At 66.4% G+C, this 21,152-nt stretch carries 20 protein-coding genes; 11 read left to right on the forward strand and 9 right to left on the reverse strand.

All coding sequences use genetic code 11. From position 1 onward, the window contains the following. The gene (locus tag EPO41_RS18635) at window positions 1–759 is read right to left on the reverse strand and encodes a DUF4239 domain-containing protein (protein WP_296328032.1); all 759 of its coding nucleotides are present in this window, start codon (window positions 757–759) and stop codon (window positions 1–3) included. Between the two features lie 138 nt (window positions 760–897). Here EPO41_RS18635 and EPO41_RS18640 point away from each other — a divergent pair, with 138 nt between their 5' ends. The 5 genes from EPO41_RS18640 to EPO41_RS18660 are packed head-to-tail and all read left to right on the forward strand — an operon-like array spanning window position 898 to window position 7,010. After that, window positions 898–1,974 (forward strand): 2-oxoglutarate and iron-dependent oxygenase domain-containing protein, encoded by a 1,077-nt coding sequence (locus EPO41_RS18640; RefSeq protein WP_296328034.1) that lies wholly within the window; start codon window positions 898–900, stop codon window positions 1,972–1,974. A gap of 5 nt (window positions 1,975–1,979) precedes the next feature. After that, window positions 1,980–3,560 (forward strand): ABC transporter substrate-binding protein, encoded by a 1,581-nt coding sequence (locus EPO41_RS18645; protein ID WP_296328036.1) that lies wholly within the window; start codon window positions 1,980–1,982, stop codon window positions 3,558–3,560. 8 nt (window positions 3,561–3,568) lie between these two features. Then, window positions 3,569–4,852, forward strand: a complete 1,284-nt coding sequence (locus EPO41_RS18650; protein WP_296328038.1) for an MFS transporter — start codon at window positions 3,569–3,571, stop codon at window positions 4,850–4,852. A gap of 35 nt (window positions 4,853–4,887) precedes the next feature. Further along, window positions 4,888–6,144, forward strand: a complete 1,257-nt coding sequence (locus EPO41_RS18655; RefSeq protein WP_296328040.1) for an MFS transporter — start codon at window positions 4,888–4,890, stop codon at window positions 6,142–6,144. Next, a complete protein-coding gene (locus EPO41_RS18660) occupies window positions 6,141–7,010 on the forward strand; it encodes an amidohydrolase family protein (protein WP_296328041.1) in 870 nt (289 codons plus the stop codon). The genes EPO41_RS18655 and EPO41_RS18660 overlap by 4 nt, the downstream gene beginning before the upstream one ends. A gap of 83 nt (window positions 7,011–7,093) precedes the next feature. On the opposite strand, the gene EPO41_RS18665 is transcribed toward EPO41_RS18660, so the two are convergent. From EPO41_RS18665 to EPO41_RS18675, 3 genes are read right to left on the reverse strand one after another with little or no spacing between them, the layout of a single operon-like run. After that, on the reverse strand, window positions 7,094–8,167 hold the full coding sequence (locus EPO41_RS18665; protein WP_296328043.1) for an MBL fold metallo-hydrolase: 1,074 nt from the start codon (window positions 8,165–8,167) through the stop codon (window positions 7,094–7,096). Between the two features lie 14 nt (window positions 8,168–8,181). Continuing rightward, complete coding sequence (locus EPO41_RS18670) at window positions 8,182–9,132, reverse strand: aldo/keto reductase (RefSeq protein ID WP_296328045.1); 951 nt, start codon at window positions 9,130–9,132, stop codon at window positions 8,182–8,184. A gap of 19 nt (window positions 9,133–9,151) precedes the next feature. Then, entirely contained in the window at window positions 9,152–11,170 is a 2,019-nt protein-coding gene (locus tag EPO41_RS18675) for a mechanosensitive ion channel domain-containing protein (RefSeq protein WP_296328046.1), read from the reverse strand. Between the two features lie 82 nt (window positions 11,171–11,252). Between EPO41_RS18675 and EPO41_RS18680 the strand changes: the two genes are divergently transcribed. Continuing rightward, complete coding sequence (locus EPO41_RS18680) at window positions 11,253–12,899, forward strand: 3-(methylthio)propionyl-CoA ligase (RefSeq protein ID WP_296328048.1); 1,647 nt, start codon at window positions 11,253–11,255, stop codon at window positions 12,897–12,899. A 78-nt stretch (window positions 12,900–12,977) separates the two neighbouring features. Here the strand turns inward: EPO41_RS18680 and EPO41_RS18685 are convergent, their stop codons facing one another. Genes EPO41_RS18685 through EPO41_RS18695 form a run of 3 tightly spaced genes read right to left on the reverse strand, consistent with a single transcriptional unit; the run spans window position 12,978 to window position 14,908 of the window. Further along, a complete protein-coding gene (locus EPO41_RS18685) occupies window positions 12,978–13,412 on the reverse strand; it encodes a DUF1772 domain-containing protein (protein ID WP_296328049.1) in 435 nt (144 codons plus the stop codon). A 7-nt stretch (window positions 13,413–13,419) separates the two neighbouring features. Then, window positions 13,420–14,394 carry a tripartite tricarboxylate transporter substrate binding protein gene (locus tag EPO41_RS18690; RefSeq protein WP_296328052.1) on the reverse strand — a complete coding sequence of 325 codons (975 nt, stop codon included), beginning with the start codon at window positions 14,392–14,394 and terminating at the stop codon, window positions 13,420–13,422. Window positions 14,395–14,416: 22 nt separating this feature from the next. Continuing rightward, window positions 14,417–14,908 carry a heme-binding protein gene (locus tag EPO41_RS18695; RefSeq protein ID WP_295142995.1) on the reverse strand — a complete coding sequence of 164 codons (492 nt, stop codon included), beginning with the start codon at window positions 14,906–14,908 and terminating at the stop codon, window positions 14,417–14,419. A gap of 115 nt (window positions 14,909–15,023) precedes the next feature. Here EPO41_RS18695 and EPO41_RS18700 point away from each other — a divergent pair, with 115 nt between their 5' ends. Genes EPO41_RS18700 through EPO41_RS18720 form a run of 5 tightly spaced genes read left to right on the forward strand, consistent with a single transcriptional unit; the run spans window position 15,024 to window position 20,232 of the window. Then, the gene (locus tag EPO41_RS18700; protein ID WP_296328054.1) at window positions 15,024–16,025 is read left to right on the forward strand and encodes a 2-oxoglutarate and iron-dependent oxygenase domain-containing protein; all 1,002 of its coding nucleotides are present in this window, start codon (window positions 15,024–15,026) and stop codon (window positions 16,023–16,025) included. Further along, window positions 16,022–17,014 (forward strand): 2-oxoglutarate and iron-dependent oxygenase domain-containing protein, encoded by a 993-nt coding sequence (locus EPO41_RS18705; protein ID WP_296328056.1) that lies wholly within the window; start codon window positions 16,022–16,024, stop codon window positions 17,012–17,014. Before EPO41_RS18700 ends, EPO41_RS18705 begins: the two co-directional genes overlap by 4 nt. Continuing rightward, entirely contained in the window at window positions 17,011–17,388 is a 378-nt protein-coding gene (locus tag EPO41_RS18710) for a glyoxalase superfamily protein (protein WP_296328058.1), read from the forward strand. Before EPO41_RS18705 ends, EPO41_RS18710 begins: the two co-directional genes overlap by 4 nt. Window positions 17,389–17,438: 50 nt before the next feature. After that, window positions 17,439–18,587, forward strand: coding sequence for a mandelate racemase/muconate lactonizing enzyme family protein (locus EPO41_RS18715; protein ID WP_296328061.1), 1,149 nt, complete (start codon window positions 17,439–17,441; stop codon window positions 18,585–18,587). Between the two features lie 13 nt (window positions 18,588–18,600). Further along, window positions 18,601–20,232, forward strand: coding sequence for a long-chain-fatty-acid--CoA ligase (locus EPO41_RS18720; RefSeq protein ID WP_296328064.1), 1,632 nt, complete (start codon window positions 18,601–18,603; stop codon window positions 20,230–20,232). Here the strand turns inward: EPO41_RS18720 and EPO41_RS18725 are convergent. Beyond that, window positions 20,211–20,867: a cation transporter gene (locus EPO41_RS18725; protein WP_296328066.1), complete on the reverse strand. Its 657-nt coding sequence runs from the start codon at window positions 20,865–20,867 to the stop codon at window positions 20,211–20,213. The two genes, EPO41_RS18720 and EPO41_RS18725, sit on opposite strands and share 22 nt — an antisense overlap. 1 nt (window position 20,868) lies before the next feature. Further along, complete coding sequence (locus tag EPO41_RS18730; protein ID WP_296328071.1) at window positions 20,869–21,135, reverse strand: metalloregulator ArsR/SmtB family transcription factor; 267 nt, start codon at window positions 21,133–21,135, stop codon at window positions 20,869–20,871. Window positions 21,136–21,152 lie beyond the last annotated feature (17 nt).

Here is a 21,152-nt window from a genome sequence, read left to right on the forward strand (position 1 = left end):
TCACGGCGCGAGCGGCGGCAGGGCAGCACGAATCGGCGCGCTCGATATCTGCATGAAGCCGGAGAACGGCTCGACCATCTCGAGGATCAGGAACAGGGCCGCCGACGCCGAAAGCGCCACCAGCACGAGCGCCACGGCCGATGTCGGATTCACCGGTGAGAACAGGCAGTAGCTGGCAAACAGCACGGTCAGCCAGAAGATCAACACGATGAGAATCGGCATCGGCAACCCGGACCTCGACTGCTCGTAGAGCGCGAGCCTGGCCTGCGAGATCGGAACGGCGAGCTGGAGAGCCTGTGCGACGAGGGCCGATCTTACGACCGTCCCGGCGGGCAAGGCATGGAGACCCGCATAGACCTGCGACGCCAGCGTCCCGCTGCCGTACAGCGCGCCACGAACCTTGGCCTCAGGACCATGCCAGATCCGCTCGACCATCTGGTCGCTGGCCTCCCTCAGCAGCAAGCGGACCGGCTTCGTTTCCGGCCCGTATTGATCGAGCACCGCGTCGAGCAGGATGAGGTTGGCGGCAATCTGGCGGACCTCGGCGCGCTGAGCCTCGTAGAGGCTGCTCGCCGAATTGATCAGGAGGCCGAGGACCAGCGCCGCGATCGTTCCCACCAGGCCCGCCCCCAGCCGCACGATGTCCCGGGCATGGTCGTTGAGATGATGGTCCGGTAGCCATCGGCGCAACAACACACCGATGACCGCGCCAAGGAGCATGACCCCGCAAGTCGCGAGCGAGATCCAGATGGGTTGCACGAATTCGACCTTTCCCGGGAGCGCCGAACGATGGCGAACGGCAAAGTTGTAGCACTCCTGCGAAACGGGCACGGCTTGCTTTTTGCAGGGCTTCCGGCGCGCATGTTAGCGTTCGCGTAGCGTTTTCGGAGGTCCTCGATGCAGCCATCCATCCAACCCGTGAGGGGACAGCCCGTCGCTCCTCCCCTGATCGGCGGCGAGATTCCGCTGATCGATGTCTCGGCCTATCTCGCAGGCGTTCCCGGTGCCGCCGAGAAGGCCGCGGCCGAGCTGCGCTACGCCTTCGAGAATGTCGGCTTCTTCTATCTCGCGGGCCACGGCGTGCCGCAGACGTTGATCGACGCCACCTATGAAGCGGCGGCACGCTTCCATGCCCAACCGGTGGAGGCCAAGCTCGCGGTCAAGGTGGACGAGCACAATATCGGCTATATGCCGATCGCCCAGAAGGCGCCGCCCAACGCCGCCGCGCAGGGCAAGAAGCCCAGCCAGAACGAAGCCTATTTCCTCCGCCGCGAGCGCGACGCCAGCGACCCGGACGTGATCTCGGGCCGCCGCTTCCATGCGCCGAACAAGTGGCCGGCCGACCTGCCGGGCTTTCGCGAGACGACGCTCGAATACATCGGGACGCTGGAGAAGCTCTGCCAGAAACTGGTGAAGCTCTACGCGCTCGCGCTCGACCTCCCGGAAACCTACTTCGACGCCTGTTTCGCCAAGCCGCACATGATCCTGCGCATGTCGCGCTATCCGCAGATCGACGGCGCCGACGAGAGCGTCGAGAGCCTGGTGCCGCACACCGACTCGGGCTTCATGACCCTGCTGCCGCCCAACAAGGTGCAGGGCCTGTCGATCCTGCTGCCTGACGGGCGCTGGATGGATGCCCCCGGCATCGAGGACGCCTTCGTCGTGAACGGCGGCGACATCCTCCATCGCTGGAGCAACGAGCGTTTCCTGTCGACGCCGCACCGCGTGCGCAACGTCTCGGGCCAGGTGCGATATGCCATCCCCTTCTTCTGCGACCCCGACCACGACACGATGATCGAGTGCCTGCCTTCGTGCCAGTCGGCCGAGAAGCCCGCCAAGTATCCTCCGATCAAGTTCGGCGATTATGCGCTGTGGTTCGCCGCCCAGCGCTACGGGCACATGTCGAAGGTCGCCGCGCCGACCGAAGAAGAGATCGCGCCGGGCGAGCGCGCCACCTCACGCTGGCAGGCCTGATCCCGATGCGTTTGCGTACCCTCTTGGCGGCCGGTTCGGCCGCTGCTCTCCTTGTCGCGTCACCCGCCTTCGCCCAGACGAAGACCATCAAGGCGGTGATGCATTCGGACCTCAAGGTCCTCGACCCGATCTGGACGACCGCCAACATCGTGCGCAACCACGGCTATATGGTCTGGGACACGCTGTTCGCGATGGACGAGAAGCTGCAGCCGCAGCCCCAGATGGTCGACACCTGGACCCTGAGCGACGACAAGCTCACCTACACGTTCACCCTGCGCGACGGGCTGAAGTGGCACGACGGCAAGCCGGTCACGACCGAGGACTGCATCGCCTCGCTGAAGCGCTGGGGCGCGCGCGATTCGACGGGCGTAAAGCTGTTGAGCTTCGTCTCCGCCTTCGAGCCGGTGAACGACAGGACCTTTAGGCTGGTGCTCAAGGAACCCTACGGCCTGGTCATCGATTCGCTGGCCAAGCCCGGCGGCTCGACGCCGCTGATGATGCCCAAGCGCATCGCCGACACCGATCCGGCCAAGCAGATCAGCGAGTTCGTCGGCTCCGGCCCGTTCATCTTCAAGGCCGACGAGTGGAAGCCTGGCGACAAGACCGTCTATGTGAGGAATCCCGACTACAAACCGCGCACCGAACCCGCTTCCGGCCTGGCCGGCGGCAAGGTGGCGAATGTCGATCGGGTCGAGTGGCTGGCCATCCCCGACCACCAGACCGCGGTGAACGCGCTGCTGGCCGGCGAGATCGACTATATCGAGGCGCCGCCGCACGACCTGAAGTCACTGCTGCTGGCCGACAAGAACATCAGGCTCGAGGTCTACAACAAGATCGGCGCGCAGTACGTGTTCCGCTGGAACACCGTCGTCCCACCCTTCGACAACGAGAAGGTGCGCCGCGCCGCCGAGTATGCCTTCGATCAGAAGGCGTTCCTTCAGGGCGTGATCGGCGACGAGAAGTATTACCAGACCTGCGATGCCATGTTCGTCTGTGGCACGCCGCTCGAGAGCAATGCCGGCATGGAAGGCCTGGTGCGCGGCAACTTCGCCAGGTCGCGGGAGCTTCTCAAGGAAGCGGGCTATGACGGCACGCCGATCGTGATGCTGCACACGACCGACATCGCCGTTTTGACCAATGCCGGGCCGATCGCCAAGGACCTGCTCGAGAAGGGCGGCTTCAAGGTGCAGATGGTGCCGCTCGACTTCCAGGCCATCGTGGCGCGGCGCCTGCGCAAGACGCCGCCGCAGGAAGGCGGCTGGAACGGCTTCATGACCGCCTGGCTGTCGGTCGACATGATGAACCCGCTGACCAACAGCATGCTCACCGCCTCGTGCGACAAGGCCAATTTCGGCTGGCCCTGCGACGCCGAGGTCGAGAGGTTGCGCGACGCCTTCGCGCGGGCGCCCGACCTCGAGAGCCGCAAGAAGATCGCGGCCGACCTGCAGGCGCGCGCCATCACCTACGGCACGCACGTCCCGCTCGGCCAGTACACCCTGCCGACGGCGACGCGCTCTGACCGTCTGAGCGGTATCGTGACGAGTCCCATTCCGGTATTCTGGAACATCGAGAAGAAGGGTAACTGAAGACTAACGTGCCACCGCCGACGATGCTTTCCGAGAAGACCCGCATCGTCGGCGCCAGCGCCATCGGCAATGTCCTCGAATGGTTCGACTTCGCGATCTACGGATACTTCGCGATCACCATCGGGCAGGCCTTTTTTCCGCACCAGGAACCGGTGGCGCAGTTGCTGTCCACCTTCGGCGTCTTTGCCATCGGCTGCCTGATGCGGCCGCTGGGGAGTCTCGTATCGGGCAGCATTGGCGACCGGTACGGCCGGCGTGCCGCTCTGAATGTCTCGATGACCGGGATGGCATTCTCGACCTTCCTCGTCGGCATCCTGCCCGGTTATGAGACTCTGGGACTTCTCGCCCCCATCCTGCTGACGGTACTGCGTGTCGTGCAGGGCCTGGCGATCGGGGGCGAGTGCCCCACCGCCTTCATCTTCATGATCGAACATTCCGGCCCGAACGGGCGCGGCCTGGCCGGCGCCATGGCGACGGGCGGCGGCACCGCGGGGATTCTCGTCGGGTCCGCGGCCGGCGCGCTCCTCACCGCCGTCCTACCGCCTGATGTTCTGCAGGATTGGGGCTGGCGCCTTCCGTTCCTGTTGGGCCTGCCCGTCGGATTCCTGGGGATCTGGCTGCGTCGTCGGGTCCCGGAACCGCCGAGAACCGGCGAGGTCGTGGCCGCACCGGTCCGGGAGGTGCTGAAGCACCATCTCCCGCTGCTGTTTCGGCTGGCCGGCATCGCCGCACTGGGCGCCGTGACCTTCTACATCGTCTTCCTGTATCTCGTGAGCTGGCTGCAGTTCGTCGACGGCATCGCGCCCGTTACCGCCCTGGCCTTCAACACCGTGGCCATGGCGGTCGCCCTGCCCGTCTATCTCGGTGCCGGCTGGCTGAGCGACCGCGTCGGCCGCCGCAGGCTGCTCCTGATCGCGATGACGGCCGCGATGCTCGGTGCCGTCCCGCTGTTCTGGCTCCTGCACCATTCCGATCCGCTGCTGGTGCTGGCGGGACAGTTGGGGTTTGTCATGATCATCGGCACCGTATTCGGCATCGAACCGGCCTTCATGGTGGAGGCTACGCCCGCCCCGATCCGCTGCACGGCAGTGGCGCTCGCCTTCAACCTCCCTGCGGGCATCCTGGGCGGTCTCTCGCCGCTCGCGGCGGCGTGGCTGATCCATCGAACGGAGAACGATCTCAGCCCCGCCTTCCTCATCATGGCGGCCGCGGCGCTATCCTTGGCGGCCACGGCTTCGTTTCGCGACAGGACCGGACTGGCCGACGAACAGCCTGCGGAAAGTCCGAAGTGATGCCCACCCGCCATCTCATGGCATAGTCCGGCGAGATGAACTCCGCCAGCACCCGCCGCATCGTTGCGGCCGGTACCATCGGCAACCTGCTCGAATGGTACGATTTCGCGATCTACGGCTACTTCGCCGCCACGATCGGCCGCGTCTTCTTCCCGGCCGAGAATGCCGTGGCACAGGTCCTGGCCGCCTTCGGCATCTTTGCACTGGGCTATCTGATGCGGCCGTTGGGGGGTGTTGTCGTCGGCCATATCGGCGACCGCCTTGGCAGGCGCGCCGCCCTCACCTTCTCGATTGCCGCCATGGCGATCCCGACCTTCCTGGTGGGCCTGCTGCCGGGATACGAGACGCTCGGAATGGCGGCGCCGATCCTGCTGACATTGCTGCGCATGGTGCAGGGCCTGTCGGTCGGCGGCGAGGCCACGACCGCCATGGTCTTCCTGGTCGAGCAGGCCCCTGCCGGACGCCGCGGCCTGGTCGGCAGCTTCTGCTCGCTGGCCGCCACGGGCGGCTTCCTCCTGGGCTCGGCGATCGGCGCGACCTTCGCCGCCCTTCTGCCTGCGGATGCACTCGCCGCCTGGGGCTGGCGCGTACCCTTCCTGCTCGGCCTGGTGCTGGGCGTCGTCGGCTGGTGGATCCGTCAGGTCATCGTCGAGGAGGCGCCGCCCAAGGCGGGCCACGGGTCGCCCCTGGCCGAGACTTTCCGCCATCATGGCCGCGCCGTGATGCGCGTGGCCGGTATCACGATCTTCAATGCCGTCGGCTTCTACCTGATGTTCCTCTACGTGGTGACCTGGCTGCAGACCGTCGATGGGATCCCGCCGGCGCGCGCCCTGGAGATCAATACCGTCAGCATGTTCTTCCTGCTCCCGGTGATGCTCCTGTCCGGCTGGCTGTCGGACCGCATCGGGCGGCGCCCGTTGATGTTCGCCGCGATGATCCTGGGCCTCGTCGGCGCGCTGCCGTTTCTCTGGCTGATGCACCATCCCGATCCGAGGCTGATCCTGGCCGGACAGCTCGCCCTGGTCGTGCCGGCCGGCATGGGGCTCGGCATCCTTCCCTCCATCCTGACCGAGGCGGTGGCGGGCCGCGTCCGCTGCACCGCGATTTCGCTGGGCTACAACATCGCCTTCGGCGTCATCGGCGGCCTGACACCGCTCACCGCGGCCTGGCTGATCGCCCGCACGGAAGTGGACTTGAGCCCGGCCTGGCTGTTCATGGGCGCCGCCGCCATCTCGATCGCGACGCTGCTCACCTTCCGAGAGACGTCGCGCGACGCGACGCTGCCGCCGTGAAGATCACTCGTCGCGCGCTGGCGCCGATGGCGCTCGCGGCAGCGACACTTCCGGCGCGCGCAGCGCCTTCAGCGTGGGTCGATGCTCATACCCATGCCTTCGTACGAGGGCTCAAGCTCGCCGTCGATGCCCGTTATGCGCCCAACTACGACGCCTCCTGGCAGACGTTGCTGGCGCTGGCCGAGGCCAACGGCGTCGGCCGCGCCGTTCTCCTGCAGCCGTCATTCCTGGGCTACGACAATTCCTACCTGTTCGGAGCGCTGAAGGCCGAGCCACAACGCTTCCGCGGCGTGCCATGGGTCTCGCCTTCGGTCGAGACGCGGCCCGAGGAGTGGGAGGAGATGGCGCGGATCGGCGTGCGTGGCTTGCGCTTTCCGATCTTCGGCCTGCCGTCGCCGCAATGGTCAGCCTATCACGAGATGCTGGGCGAGGCGCTGAAGCGGGACTGGCCGATCCACCTCTATGTCGAGAGCCGGCGCCTGCCCGAGATGCTGCCGTTCCTGCTGGATGGCGGCCACAAGGTGGTGATTCCCCACTACGGCATGTTCGACCGCACCCTGGGACCCGCGCGCGATGCCGGCTTCAAGGTCCTGCTGGAAAGCGCCAGGACCGGCCGCGTCTTCGTCGTGATGTGCGGCGCCTATCGCGTCGGCCCGGAGCGCGCCCGGATGGCAGCGCCGATGCTGCTCGATGCCTTCGGCCCCGAACGCCTGATGTGGGGCAGCGACTGGCCGCACACGGATACGGACCTCAATCGCGTCACGACCTATCCGATCACGCTCAGGACGTTCGAGGACTGGGTGCCGGACGAGGCTGCACGGCGCATCATATTGGTCGACACACCGTCCAAGCTCTACGGATTCTGAGCTCAGGACATCATTGGAGCGCGCCACTCCAGTGGCGCAATCATGATCATGAGCGCCACTGGAGTGGCGCGCTCCAATGAATTCTAAGCCGATCCCCCCTCGACGGCGCGGCCTTCGGCGCGCCAGCGGAGCATGCCGCCGGGGAGGTTGGCCACGTCGGCAAGGCCCGCTTTCTGCAGGATCGCGGTAGCGTGCGCGGAGCGGCTGCCGGCGCGGCAAACGGCGACGATCGGCTTGTCCTTCGGCAATTCCCTGGCGCGGGCCGCCAACTCGCCCAGGGGTACGAGCGTCGCGCCGCGGATGTGGCCGAGCGGACCCGAGAACTCGGCCGGTTCGCGCACGTCGACGACGTTCACCTGGGCCAGATTCTCCTCGAGCCAATGTGGTTCGACTTCCCAGACGCCGCCGAAGGTGAAGCGCAGGGGCGCCCAGCCGGGTTCTGCAGGTGGCTGGGTCCCGTTCCCGGGCTGGCCGCAGCGCAGGTTGGCCGGCACCGCCTCGTCGATCTTCTTCGGATGCGGAAGGTCGAGGTTCTTCATGTAGCCGACATAGTCGTTCTCGCCGACCTCGCCACCCAGCCGGGGATTGAACCGTTTCTCCTCGATCACACTGCTGACCGTCAGGCCGCGATAGTCGTGCGCCGGGTAGAGCAGGCAGCTCTCGGGCAGCGCGAAGATGCGCGAGCGCACCGAGCGATAGAGCGCGCGCGGATCGCCCTGCTGGAAGTCGGTGCGGCCGGAGCCCCGGATCAGCAGGCAATCGCCGGTGAAGGCCATGCTCTCGTCGTCGAGCACGTAGGTGACGCAGCCCGAGGTGTGGCCCGGCGTGGCGCGGACCTCGAGCGAACGGCGGCCGAACTCGATGCGGTCGCCGTCCTGCAGCAGCCGGTCGGCTCCGGCCGCGCCCGACGCCACCGACAGCGCGATCTTGCTCCCCAGCCGCTGCTTCAGGAGCCAGGCGCCGGTCACATGGTCGGCATGGACGTGGGTGTCGAGCGTCCAGGCAAGTGTGAGGCCGAGCTCGCCGATCAGGGCCGCGTCGCGCCGCGCCTGCTCGAACACCGGATCGATCAGCAGCGCCTCCTTGGAGACGCTGCAGCCGAGCAGGTAGGTATAGGTCGACGAGGTCGGGTCGAAGAGCTGGCGGAAGACGAGCATTGGCCCTTCCCTGCTCAGGCCGGTGCGCTGGCCTTGTCGAGGGCGGCGACCGATTCGGGATCGAGCTCCAGGGTCGTCGAATTGAGAACGTCGTCGAGCTGCTTCAGGCTGGTCGCGCTGACGATCGGCGCAGTGATCGCCTTGCGCTGCAGCAGCCAGGCCAGCGCCACCTGCGCCAGAGTGGCGCCGCTCTTTTCCGCGGCTTCGTCGAGGGCTTTCAGGACGGCCATGCCCTTCGGGTTGATGTATTTCTTCACGCCGGCACCGCGCTGGGCGTTGCCGACATCGGCCTCGGAGCGGTACTTGCCCGTCAGGAAGCCGCTGGCCAGCGAATAGTACGGGATCACGCCGATCCCCTCCTTCAGGCACTCGTCCTCCAGCGCACCCTCGAACAGGCCGCGCTCCATCAGGTTATAATGCGGCTGCAAGCTCTCGTAACGCGGCAGGCCCTTCTCCTTGGAGATCTTCGCCGCCTCGGCGAGTCGCGGCGCGTCGAAGTTGGAGGCGCCGATGAAGCGGATCTTGCCCGCCTTGACCAGCTCGCCATAGGTCGAGAGGGTCTCCTCCTGCGGCGTGTCCTTGTCGTCCTTGTGCGACTGGAAGAGATCGATGCGGTCGGTGTTGAGCCGCTTCAGCGACGCCTCGACAGACTCCTTGATGTTCTTCGCCGAAAGCGCGCCGCTCGGCAGGCCCATGCCGCACTTCGTGGCCAGCACGATCTTGTCGCGCTTGGACGGATCCTTCTTGAGCCAGGTACCGATCACCGTCTCGCTCTCGCCGCCCTTGTTGCCGGGGAACCAGCGCGAATAGACGTCGGCCGTATCGACGAAGGAGAAACCGGCATCGACGAAGGCGTCGAGCAGCTTGTGAGAGGTCGCCTCGTCGGCCGTCCAGCCGAAAACGTTGCCGCCGAAGGCGATGGGGACGAATTCTAGATCGGACTTACCGAGCTTACGCTTTTGCATCTTTGACTCCTCTGGAGAACTACTCGGCGGCCTTGGGGGCCGTGGCGGCAGACGCTTCGGCCTTTTCGTCGGCCACCGGCGGCGCCCCGGGCGTGGCCGGAATTGGGAACACGTAATTGTTGCCGGTCGCGAACTGGATGCCGAGCGCCGGGAACTGGTCGTACATGCGCCGGATTGCCATGCGCTGGACCATGGTGGGATTCTTCGGACGCGCCATGAACTTGAAGCGCACGATCAGCGAGTTGTCCTTGATGTCGACGACGCCCTGCATCTTGAGCGGCTGCAGCAGGATGGGCTTGAACTGCGGCTCTTCCATCATGTCGAGGCCGATCTTCTTCACCGTCTTGCGCAGCAGTTCGACATTGGTGCCGTTGGCGAAGGCGATGTTGAACTTCACCACCGTCCAGTCGCGGCTGAAGTTGGTGATGTGGCCGACCTGGCCGAACGGCACGATGTGAAGCTGGCCGTTCTGGTGGCGCAGCTTCAGCGAACGCACACTGAACCCTTCGACCGTGCCTTTGACCTTGCTGCAGTCGACATATTCGCCGATGCGGAACGAATCCTCGGCCAGGAAGAAGACGCCCGACACGATGTCGCGCACCAGCGACTGGCTGCCGAACGAAACGGCCAGGCCGAAGACAGAGGCGCCGGCGATCAGCGGCGTGATGTTGATTCCCAGTTCCGACAGGACCAGCAGGCCGCCAATGACGGCAATGGTGGCGCCCGCGACGACTCGCAGCAGCGGCATCAGGGTGCGCAGCCGCGACGCTGCGACCTGGACCTCCTCCTCCGCATCGCCCGAGACGTCGGCCGACGGCAGCGGATTGGCCGCGATGTAGGAGTCCATGCGGTACTTCAGGAACCGCCAGCCGGCATAGATCGCGACCGCGCTCAACGCAGCGACCTTGGCGCCACGATCGTGAGTCACCCACTCGTCGGCCGTCGCCGCTGCCAGCACCCGGACGATCAGCGCCTCGGCGATCAGGATCGCAACATAGAGGCGCACGAGCAGACGGACGCAGTCGGCCACTACATCGGCCGCCATCGGCAGTTCGGAGACGATGTGGCGGGTGATGCGGTGCATCAACGTCTCGAACAACAGCAACGCGATCAGCGACGACTCGATGACAGCCAGTCCGCGCGCGGCCGTGCCGCTCTCCGTCAGCGCGGCATAGACCGAGGCCGCGCCCAGGAGCACGTAGAAGGCGAGGCCGCCCATCCACCAGTTGCGCGCCGCGTCGAGCTTGAGCTGGCGGCTGAAACCGGTCGGCGGCACCATGGCCGTCAGCCAGGCGGCCATGTCGAAGCGCCAGCGCCAGACGACCATGACCAGCAGCACGGCGATCACCGGCACGTAGAGGATGACGGCGGCACTCGTCATCTCGCGATTTGCGCCGGTCGCGTCGAGGGCGCGCGCCGTGAGGCTGCCCAGCAGCGGCAGCAGGACCACGAGGTCCAGTGCGACCAGCAGGCGACGCGCCGTGCCGTCATCGACCGGCGCGATGCGGCCCTCCGGCAGGTGCGGGCGCAGGAAGGCGCGGAACACCAGGTTGAAGGCGCGCCAGTAGACGAGCGCATGGAGCACCATCTGGCCAAGCTGCGAGCCAAGGCTGTCCGACGGGCCGAGAAACCCGAGCACCAGCCGGCCCGCAACGGCCAGCGCCACCAGCGCCAGCGCGTCGAGCAGCAGCGCCCGGAAGAAGGCGCGCAATGGCGTCTTGCTGGCCATCCGGTCGAAGGCGCTGACCCGGGCGCGGCTCAGGATCAGGCGGGCAAGATATTCGGCGATCAGCCCGGCCACGACGATGCCGACCAGGAGGAGCGCGGTGCGACCGCCTATTGCTTGCGGCAGGGCCAGGAGATGCGCACCGAGTGCGGGAAGTTGGGCGACCGTGAACTCGAAGCGCTCGGTCATCAGCAACAGGAACCCGGCCGTGGCGGTGTGGCCGCCCGTCACTGTCTGGGCCAACGCCGGAAACGCCCAGGTGGCGGCCAGGGCACCGATCGCGAAGGCGCCGCCACAGCTTGACCGCTTCATTGATTTTCCCCCAAAGGATGTCTTCCAAACCTAAGGCAATTGGCGCCCAGCCGCCAGACGACACGACAGGAGAGACGCCCCGATGCTCGGCCTCATGCAGGATCGCCCGCTTCTGATTTCGCAGCTCATCGAGCATGCCGCCCTCAACCACGGCGACACGGAGATCGTCTCCCGCACCGTCGAGGGCCCGATCCACCGCTACACCTACCGCGATGCGAACAAGCGCGCCAAGAAGGTTGCCGAGGCCCTGCTCGGCCTCGGTATCAAGGTCGGAGACCGGATCGGGACGCTGGCCTGGAACGGCTATCGGCACTTCGAGCTCTACTACGGCATCTCAGGCATGGGCGCGGTCTGCCACACGATCAACCCGCGGCTCTTCCCCGAGCAGATCGTCTACATCGTGAACCACGCCGAGGATCAGCTCCTCTTCGTCGACCTCAACTTGCTGCCGGCCGTCGAGAAGCTGCTGCCGCAGATGAAGGGCGTGCGCCACGTGGTGGCGATGACCGACCGCGCGCACCTTCCCAAGGACTGCAACATCCCCAACCTGCTGGTCTACGAGGAACTGATCGCCGACAAGCCCGGTACCTACGAGTGGCCGGAGTTCGACGAGCGCACCGCCTCGTCGCTCTGTTACACGTCGGGCACGACAGGCAATCCCAAGGGCGTGCTCTATCACCACCGCTCGACCCTCCTGCACGCCTACGGTGCGGCCCTGCCCGACACGCTGAACCTCTCGGCGCGCTCGGTGGTGCTGCCGGTCGTGCCGATGTTCCACGTCAATGCCTGGGGCCTGCCCTACTCGGCCGCCCTGGTCGGCGCCAAGCTGGTGTTCCCCGGAGTGGCCCTGGATGGCGCCAGCCTTTACGAGCTGTTCGAGAAGGAGCGCGTCACCTTCACCGCCGGCGTGCCGACCGTATGGCTCGCGCTGCTGAACCATATGAAGGCCAACAAGCTCAAGCTCTCGACCGTCAAGTACGCGGTGATCGGCGGCTCGGCCGCACCGCCGGCCATGATCGAGACCTTCGACAAGGAATTCGGCGTCGAGGTGCTGCATGCCTGGGGCATGAGCGAGATGAGCCCGCTCGGCACGGTCAACCACCCGAAGGAGAAGCACAACGACTTCTCGCCGGCAGACCTGCTGCAGGTGCGCCTGAAGCAGGGCCGCCCGCCGTTCGGTGTCGAGATGATGATCGTCGACGACGCCGGCAAGGAGTTGCCGCGCGACGGCAAGGCGTTCGGCGACCTGCTGGTGCGCGGGCCCTGGATCACGTCGGGCTACTTCAAGGGCGAAGGCGGCGAGGTCCTGCGGGACATCGAGGGCAAGGGCGGCGGCTGGTTCGCCACCGGCGACGTCGCCACCATCGATCCCGACGGCTATATGCAGATCACCGACCGCTCCAAGGACGTGATCAAGTCCGGCGGCGAGTGGATCAGCTCGATCGACCTCGAGAACGCCGCCATGGCGCATCCCGCCGTTGCCGAGGCGGCGGTGATCGGCGTCGTCCACCCGAAGTGGGACGAGCGCCCGCTGCTGATCGTGCACCGCAAGCCCGACACCCAGATCGACAAGCAGGAGCTGGTCGAGTTCCTCGCGACCAAGGTCGCCAAGTGGTGGCTGCCGGACGACGTTCAGTTCGTCGACGCGATCCCCCACACGGCCACTGGGAAGATCCTGAAGACCCGCCTGCGCGAGGACTTCAAGGACTACAAGCTGCCGACGGCTTAGTTGTCGTCCTGAGCGGAGCGAAGGACCTCCCGGAGCGACCAAAGGGTTCCCTGGCGGACGTGGGATCCTTCGCTTCGCTCAGGATGACAAGGCCGCCCACAGGAACAGCAGGGTCGCCCCCACGCCCAGCATCGTGCGCTTGGCGTGGAGTTTGCCCCAGCGCCGCAACAGCGTATGGCTGTCCTCGCCGGCATCGTCGAGTTCGATGGCCTGTAGCTCCTTGTTGACGGGCATGATCATCAGCGCCGTGTAGGCCCAGTTCGAACCCAGCATGATCGCGCCGACGATCCAGAGTTCGTCGCGCGTCTGCCACCACGCCGCGAGGCCCAGCACGAAGCCCAGGGCAGCCAGCGAGCCCTGCATGATCGTGCCGCGCCGGTAGGCGAACTTCCACTGCTGGAGCTGCGCCCGGTCCTCGAGCTGCGAGCGCGCCGGATGCTCGGCAAAGCTCACATAGAAGGCCGCGCCGGTGAACAGCGCCGCGGCTACCAGGGCCAGGATGCCGAGGATCATGGTCGGTTCACTCCATCTTGACGCCGGCCGCCTTCACGATCGGTGCCCAGCGTTCAACCTCTGCCCGAACGAAAGCCACGGTCGAGTCGGGCGTCGAATCGCTGACGGGGACAATGCCCTGCTCGGCCAGTACCTTCAGCAGCGCGGGATCGTTCATCGTCTCACGGACCGCCGCGGCAAGGCGCGCCACCACTTCGGGAGGCAGACCAGCCGGACCGGCGAGGCAGTGCCACAGCACCGCTTCGAACGGCATGCCACCCAGCGTTTCCGACACGGTCGGCACATCGGGCGCCAGGGTGGTCCGCTGGGCCGTCGCGACAGCGAGCAGCCGCGCCTTGCCGGATGAATGGAAGGGCAGCGCGGTTCCCAGCGTCGTCGCCACCAGGGCGATCTGGCCCGCCAGCAGGTCGGTCATGGCGGGACCGCTGCCACGATACGGCACGTGGGTCATGTCGACGCCTCCGGCCGCGGCCTTGAGGCGCTCTGTCGTGAGGTGCAGCAGCGTGCCCGCCCCCGGCGAGCCGTAGCTCAAGGTGCCCGGTTTGGCGCGCGCGGCCTCGAGCAGGCCCTTCAGCGAATCGGGCTGAGCCAGGTTGCCCATGAAGGCCGCCGGTCCGCCGCCAATATGGGCGACATAGGTGAAGTCCTTCAGGACGTCGTAGTCCGGCTTGGCGGTCATCGAGGGGTAGAGCGCCTGGGTCGATCCGGTGCCGAACACCAGCGTGTAGCCATCGGGCTTGGCGCGCGCGACGCCGGTACTGCCGATAATGCCGGCGGCGCCCGCCTTGTTCTCGATCACTACGGGCTGGCCGAGCGCACGACCGAGGCGGTCGGCGAACAGGCGACCGTACACATCGGTCGGTCCTCCGGGCGCAAAGCCGATCACCATCCGGACCGGCTGTGCGGGCCAGGTCTGGGCACGGACGAGCGAGGGAGCGGCCAGCGTTACGCCGGCGGCGGCAAGAAGAGTGCGACGACGCATGGTAATTCCTTCGCGAATCATCCTACAGGCCCGCCGACTGCCAGTTCTCGGCAGGCTCCTCGGGGTGCGAGATGAGGCCTGCGGCGCGCACCCCCATGATGGCGGCATATTCGTCGCGATCGGATGCATCGCCGCTGATGCCGATCGCTCCTACGACGTTGCGTTCACCGCGGACGGCCAGCACACCGCCCGGCACCGGCACGAACCGGCCGCCCGAGGCTGCGGCGAGCGCACCCTGAAACGCGGGCCGGTTGCCGAGGCGATCGCGGATGGTGCGGCTGGAGATGCCCATGCCCAGGGCGCCCCATGCCTTGCCGAAGGCGATGTCGAAGCGCAGCACGCCGCAGCCATCCTCACGCTTGAAGGCAACCAGATGGCCGCCGGCATCAAGCACAGCGACGGTGAGCGGCAACAACTCCGCTGCACGCGCGGCCTGCAGGGCTCCGTCGATCATCCGCTCGGCCTGAGCGAGCGTCAGGCTCGACTGAACATGCATGACATAGTGATCGCTCATACCTGAAGAACTCCCCCCATTGCCTTGAACAGCGCATTTGTGCGGCTGGACCGCGCGCCTTGCGCGGCAGTATCGTTCATTCCGACATCGATTGTGAAGAAAAGAGGGAGCCCCCGTGGCCACCGAAACGATTCCCGTCATCGATCTCGGCCCGTATCTCGCGGGCGAACCCGGCGCGATGGACCGCACGGCCAGGGAACTGCGCTTCGCGCTTACCGAGATCGGCTTCTACTTTATCGTCAATCACGGCGTCGCACGCCAGAAGATCGCCGCCATGTTCGCCGAGGTGAAGCGCTTCCACGATCAGCCGATCGAGAAGAAGCTCGAACTCAAGCTCGACCAGCACAATACCGGCTATCTCCCCATGCGCGGCAACACGCTGCGCACCTCGACCGTCCAGACCGGCACCAAGGCCAATCTCAACGAGGCCTTCTTCGTGAAGCGCGAGATGGCACCGGATCATCCCGACGTTCTCTCGGGCCGCCGCTTCCGCGGCCTCAATCGCTGGCCCGACCTGCCAGGCTTCCGCGACACCGTGGTCGACTACTGCAACGAGATGGAGCGGCTGGTACAGAAGATGGTGCGGCTGTACGCCCGCGCGATCGACCTGCCGGCCAACTATTTCGACACGGCCTTTTCGGAGCCGATGTTCTCGATGCGCATGACGCACTATCCGCCGCAGGAGGGGCCCCCCCTCGACGACAACAATCGCGACGAGTTCGGCCTGGCGCCGCACACCGACACCAGCTTCCTGACGCTGCTGGCGCCCAACGAGGTGCAGGGCCTGTCGATCCGCAGCCAGAGCGGCACCTGGATCGACATGCCCGCGATCGACAATGCCTATGTGGTGAACGGCGGGCAGATGCTGCAGCGCTATACCAACGACACGTTCCTGGCGACGCCGCACCGCGCGATCAACAAGACCGGCGGCGCTCGCTATGCCCTGCCCTTCTTCTGCGACAGCGGCATCGACTGGCCGGTCGCCGCCGTGCCGACCACGGTCGGTCCCGACAGGCCGCCGAAATATCCGACCACCTGGTACAGCGACTACATGACCTGGTACCTGAAGCGGAACTACGACGTCCTCAACACGGAGGCTCCGCAGGCAGCCGAATGAGCACGCGCGCCGACGCCATCCCAATCATCGATCTGGGCCCCTGTCTGGCGGGTGACCCCCGGGCGATTGGGCGCGCCACCGGGGATCTGCGCGAAGCGCTGACCGAAATCGGCTTCTATTTCATCGTCAATCACGGCGTGCCGCCGGACCTGATCCGCAACACCTTCCATCAAGCCGCTCGGTTTCATGCCCTGCCCCTGGACCGCAAGATGGAGGTCAGGATCGACAGGCACAATGTCGGCTACCTGCCGATGCGTGGCGACACGCTGCGTACCTCCACGGTTCAGACCGTCACCAAGCCCAACCTCAACGAAGCCTTCTTCGTCGCGCGCGATCTTCCGGCCGACCATCCCGACGTCATGGCCGACCGGCGCTTCCGCAGCGCCAACCGGTGGCCGTCAGACCTGCCTGGCTTCCGCGGGGCTGTCGTTGCCTATTGCGACGCGATGGAACGGCTGGTCCGCAGGCTGGTGCCGATCTATGCCCGCGCCCTCGGCCTGCCCCCGACATACTTCGACGCGCCCTTCGCCGAGCCGCAATACAAGCTGCGCATGACGCACTATCCCAATCAGCCCGCCCTCGCCGATGACGAGTTCGGTATTGCCCCGCACACCGACACGAGCTTCCTCACCCTGTTGGCGCCCAACGACGTGTCCGGCCTGTCGATCCGCAGCCGGAACGGGCGCTGGATCGAAGCCCCCGTCTTGCCCGACGCCTATCTCGTGAACGGTGGGCAGCTGCTGCAGCGCTGGACCAACGATGTCTGCCTTGCCACACCGCATCGCGCGGTCAATCGCAGCGGCGGCGAGCGTTATGCTTTGGCCTTCTTCTGCGACAGTACCATCGACTGGCCGATCGCCGCCGTACCGACAACGGTGGGCCCCGACAGGCCGCCGAAGTATCCGACGACCTGGTACACGGACTACATGGTCGAGTATCAGAAACGGACCTACGACCTGCTGAATTCCGACCCGAAAGCCGCCGAATGAGTGACCCGATCAAACTGGGGCCCGTCGTCCCGATCCTGCGCATCTTCGACATCGTGAAGGCCAAGGAGTTCTATGTGGACTTCCTGGGCTTCACCTGGGACTGGGAGCATCGATTCGACGAGAACGCGCCGGTTTATGCACAGATTTCACGCGCCGGCATCATCCTCCATCTCAGCGAGCATCACGGCGGCGGCACTCCGGGTGCAGCCATGATGATCGAGACCAAGGGCATCGCCGAGTTGCATCGCGAGCTCACGGGGAAGAACTATCGCTATGCGCGGCCGGGGCTCGAGGATCAGCCCTGGGGCGCCCGCACGATCAACGTGACCGACCCGTTCGGCAACAAGCTTACCTTCAGCGAAACGAACGAATAGACTTCCCGCATCACCGGCGAAAAGCCGGGACTCGGGAGGAACATGAGAAAATGAGTGGGGCGACCCTCGCCCGCGTCGAAGCGCACGTCTTCCGCACCCCCATCGCGGAGCCGGTCCGCACATCCTTCGGCACGATGATCGAGCGCGCCGCCGTGTTCGTGAGGGTCGAGGATTCCGACGGTGCCCGGGGCTGGGGCGAAATCTGGTGCAACTTCCCCAACGCGGCCGCCGAACATCGTGCGCTGTTGTTCGCCGACATCGTGGCGCCGCGCGCGCTGGGCAGGTCCCTCGACGATCCGGTCGGCCTGTGGGGCGAGATCGATCGCGCGCTGCATGTGCTGCGCGTCCAGAGCGGTGACGCCGGGGCCCTCTCCGCGGCCGCTGCCGGCCTCGACCTGGCAATCCACGACCTGCGCGCCCGCAAGCGCGGCCTGCCGCTATGGCGCGCTCTCGGTGGGACCGACGACTCGCCCGTCCCAGCCTATGCGTCGGGCCTCAATCCCGGCCGTGCCGCCTATGACACGGTGGGCCGCATGCGCACGGCCGGCCATCGCGCCTTCAAGATAAAGGTCGGCTTCGGCGAGGAGACCGATCTCGGTTCGCTGCGCCCCGTCCGCGCCGAACTGCGGGCCGCCGAGCAGCTGATGGTCGACGCCAACCAGGGCTGGGACCTGCGCACGGCCTGCGCGATGGCACCGAAGCTCGCCGAATTCGGACTGGGCTGGATCGAGGAGCCGCTGATGGCAGACCGGCCGCTCAGCGAGTGGACGCAGGTCGCCGCCGTGACGCCGGCCCGGCTGGCCGTCGGTGAGAACCTGCGCGGCGCCGGGCCGTTCCAGGACATGATCGACAGCGGCCTGTTCGGCGTGATCCAGCCGGACGCCGCCAAGTGGGGCGGCCATTCCGGTTGCCTGCCTGTCGCGCGCGCCGCGCTGGCGGCCGGCCGCACCTTCTGTCCGCACTTCCTGGGCGGCGGCATCGGCCTCCTCCATTCGCTGCACCTGCTGGCTGCCGTGCGCGGCCCTGGCCTGCTGGAGGTTGATGCCAACCCCAATCCTCTGCGCGAAGGCATTCTGCAGGACGTTTTTTCGGTCCGTGACGGCAGCGTCACCCTTCCCGGCGGGCAAGGACTCGGTCTAGAACCAGACATCAAGCCGCTCCTGACCCTAAGAAGCCTTCATATCGAGCGGCGCGCGTAAGAGAGGAAACGCCATGCTGGGTTTGATGCAAGACCGTCCGCTGCTGATCTCGCAGATCATCGACTATGCGGCCGCCGCCTATCCCGATGTGGAGATCGTGACCCGCACCGTCGAGGGCCCGATCCACCGCTACGGTTACAAGGACGCGCGCAAGCGCGCCAAACAGCTGGCGGAAGCGCTGCAGGGACTGGGCATCAAGCTCGGCGACCGGGTCGGCACCATCGCCTGGAACACCTACCGGCATTTCGAACTCTATTTCGGCATCTCCGGCATCGGTGCCGTGCTGCACACGCTGAACCCGCGCCTGGCGCCCGAGCATGTGGCCTACATCGCCAACCATGCCGAGGATCAGATCCTCTTCGTCGACCTGAATCTCGTACCGGTTGTCGAGGCTGTCTACGACCAGCTCAAGACCGTGAAGCATGTCGTGGTCATGACCGACCGCGCCCACATGCCGACCTCGGCCAAGATCCCGAAGCTGCTCTGCTACGAGGAGCTGATCGCCGACAAGCCGGGCACCCTCACCTGGCCGGAGTTCGACGAGAAGACAGCCTCGTCGCTCTGCTATACGTCGGGCACCACGGGCAATCCGAAGGGCGTGCTCTATTCGCACCGCTCCACGATGATTCATTCGATGATGATGTGCTCAGGCCCGGTGCTGGCGCTCGATCCCGACACCACGATCCTTCCCGTGGTGCCGATGTTCCACGCCAATGCCTGGGGTCTCGTCTATGCCGGCCCCTTCTGTGGCACCAAGCTGGTCTTCCCGGGCTTCAAGCTCGACGGCGCCAGCATCTACGAGCTGCTCGACAAGGAGCAGGTGACCCTGTCTGCCGGCGTGCCGACCGTGTGGCTGGCCCTGCTCGACTACTGCCAGCAGAACAAACTGAAGATGTCGTCGGTCAAGCGCACCCTGATCGGCGGCTCGGCAGTCCCCTACGCCATGATCGAGCGCTTCTGGAAGGAACACGGCGTCGAGGTCGCCCAGGGCTGGGGCATGACCGAGATGAGCCCGCTCGGCACCCTGACCCGCTTCAACAGGGGCGAGCGCAACCTGCCCGACGCCGAGCGCTTCGCCATCACCGCCAAGCAGGGCCGCCCGGTCTTTGGCTGTGAGATGAAGATCATCGACGATGCCGGCAACGACCTGCCGCTGGACGGTAGCGTCTCGGGCAACATGGTCGTGCGCGGCCCGTGGATCGTGAAGGGCTACATGAAGGGCGACGGCAAGAGCCAGTTCCTGGAGAACGACTGGTTCCACACCGGCGACGTCTGCAAGATCGAGAGCGACGGCTCGGTGGTCATCACCGACCGCTCGAAGGACGTGATCAAGTCGGGCGGCGAGTGGATCAGCTCGATCGACCTCGAGAACGCCGCCATGGGCTGCGCGGGCGTGGCAGAGGCCGCGGTGATCGGCGTCGCTCATCCCAAGTGGGACGAACGCCCCCTGCTCATCGTCGTCCGCCGCCCCGACGCCACTATCGAGAAGGCCGACGTTCTGAAGTTCCTCGAAGGCAAGATCGCCAAGTGGTGGATGCCGGACGACGTGCAGTTCATCGACGCGATCCCCCACGGCGCCACCGGCAAGATCCTGAAGACGGCCCTGCGCAAGCAGTTCGAGAGCTACAAGCTCCCGACCGCCTGAGGGGCGCCGTCCCGCGAGCGACGCAGCTCGACCAGGGCGTGACGAGTCACCTGGAAGGCACCGACCAGGGCGAGGCCGGACATGATCGCGGCGACGACATAGTCCGGCCAGCCGCTGCCCGAGCCGAACACGCCCGCGGCGGCGGCGAGCACGGCGAGATTGCCGATCGCGTCGTTGCGCGTGCAGATCCACACCGAGCGCATGTTGCTGTCGCCCGCGCGCCAGCGATAGAGCAGCAGCGCCACGCCGAAGTTGGAAGCCAGCGCCAGCGCGCCGACCACACCCATCACCGGCGCCTGCGGTACGGTGCCGGCCAGTGCGTGGCTGATCGTGGTGATCGCGACCCACAGGCCGAAGGCGCCCATGCTGGCGGCCTTCAGCAGCGAGGCGCGGGCGCGCCACTGGATCGCCATGCCCAGCACGAACAGGCTGATCCCGTAGTTGCCGGCATCGCCCAGGAAGTCGAGCGAGTCGGCCAGCAGCGAGACCGACTGCGCGGCGACGCCCGCGCCGATCTCGACCACGAACATGGCGAGGTTCACTGCCAGTGCGATCCACAGGATGCGCTTGTAGGCAGGCGAGGACGACGCCGCATTGGCGTGCTCATGACCGTGATCGCAGCAACCAGCACTCATCTCAATGCTCCGCAATGTGGGTGACCATGTCCTCGACCATGCGGCGGACATGGAGGTCGTCGGCCTCGTAGTAGACCTGCTTGCCCTGCCGGTCGGCCCGCACCAGCCGCGCGCCCTTCAGCAGCCGCAGGTGATGGCTGACCAGCGAAACCGAGAGGCCGAGCCGCTCGGCGATGTCCGACACCGCGAGCGGCGCGCGCAGGCAGGAGACCACGATCTTCAGCCGGGTCGGATCGCCCAGCAACCGGAACAGGTCGGCCAGCGCCACCGCATGGTCGTCGGACA

Source organism: Reyranella sp., assembly GCF_004297265.1.
In the GTDB taxonomy this organism is placed as follows: Bacteria; Pseudomonadota; Alphaproteobacteria; order Reyranellales; family Reyranellaceae; genus Reyranella.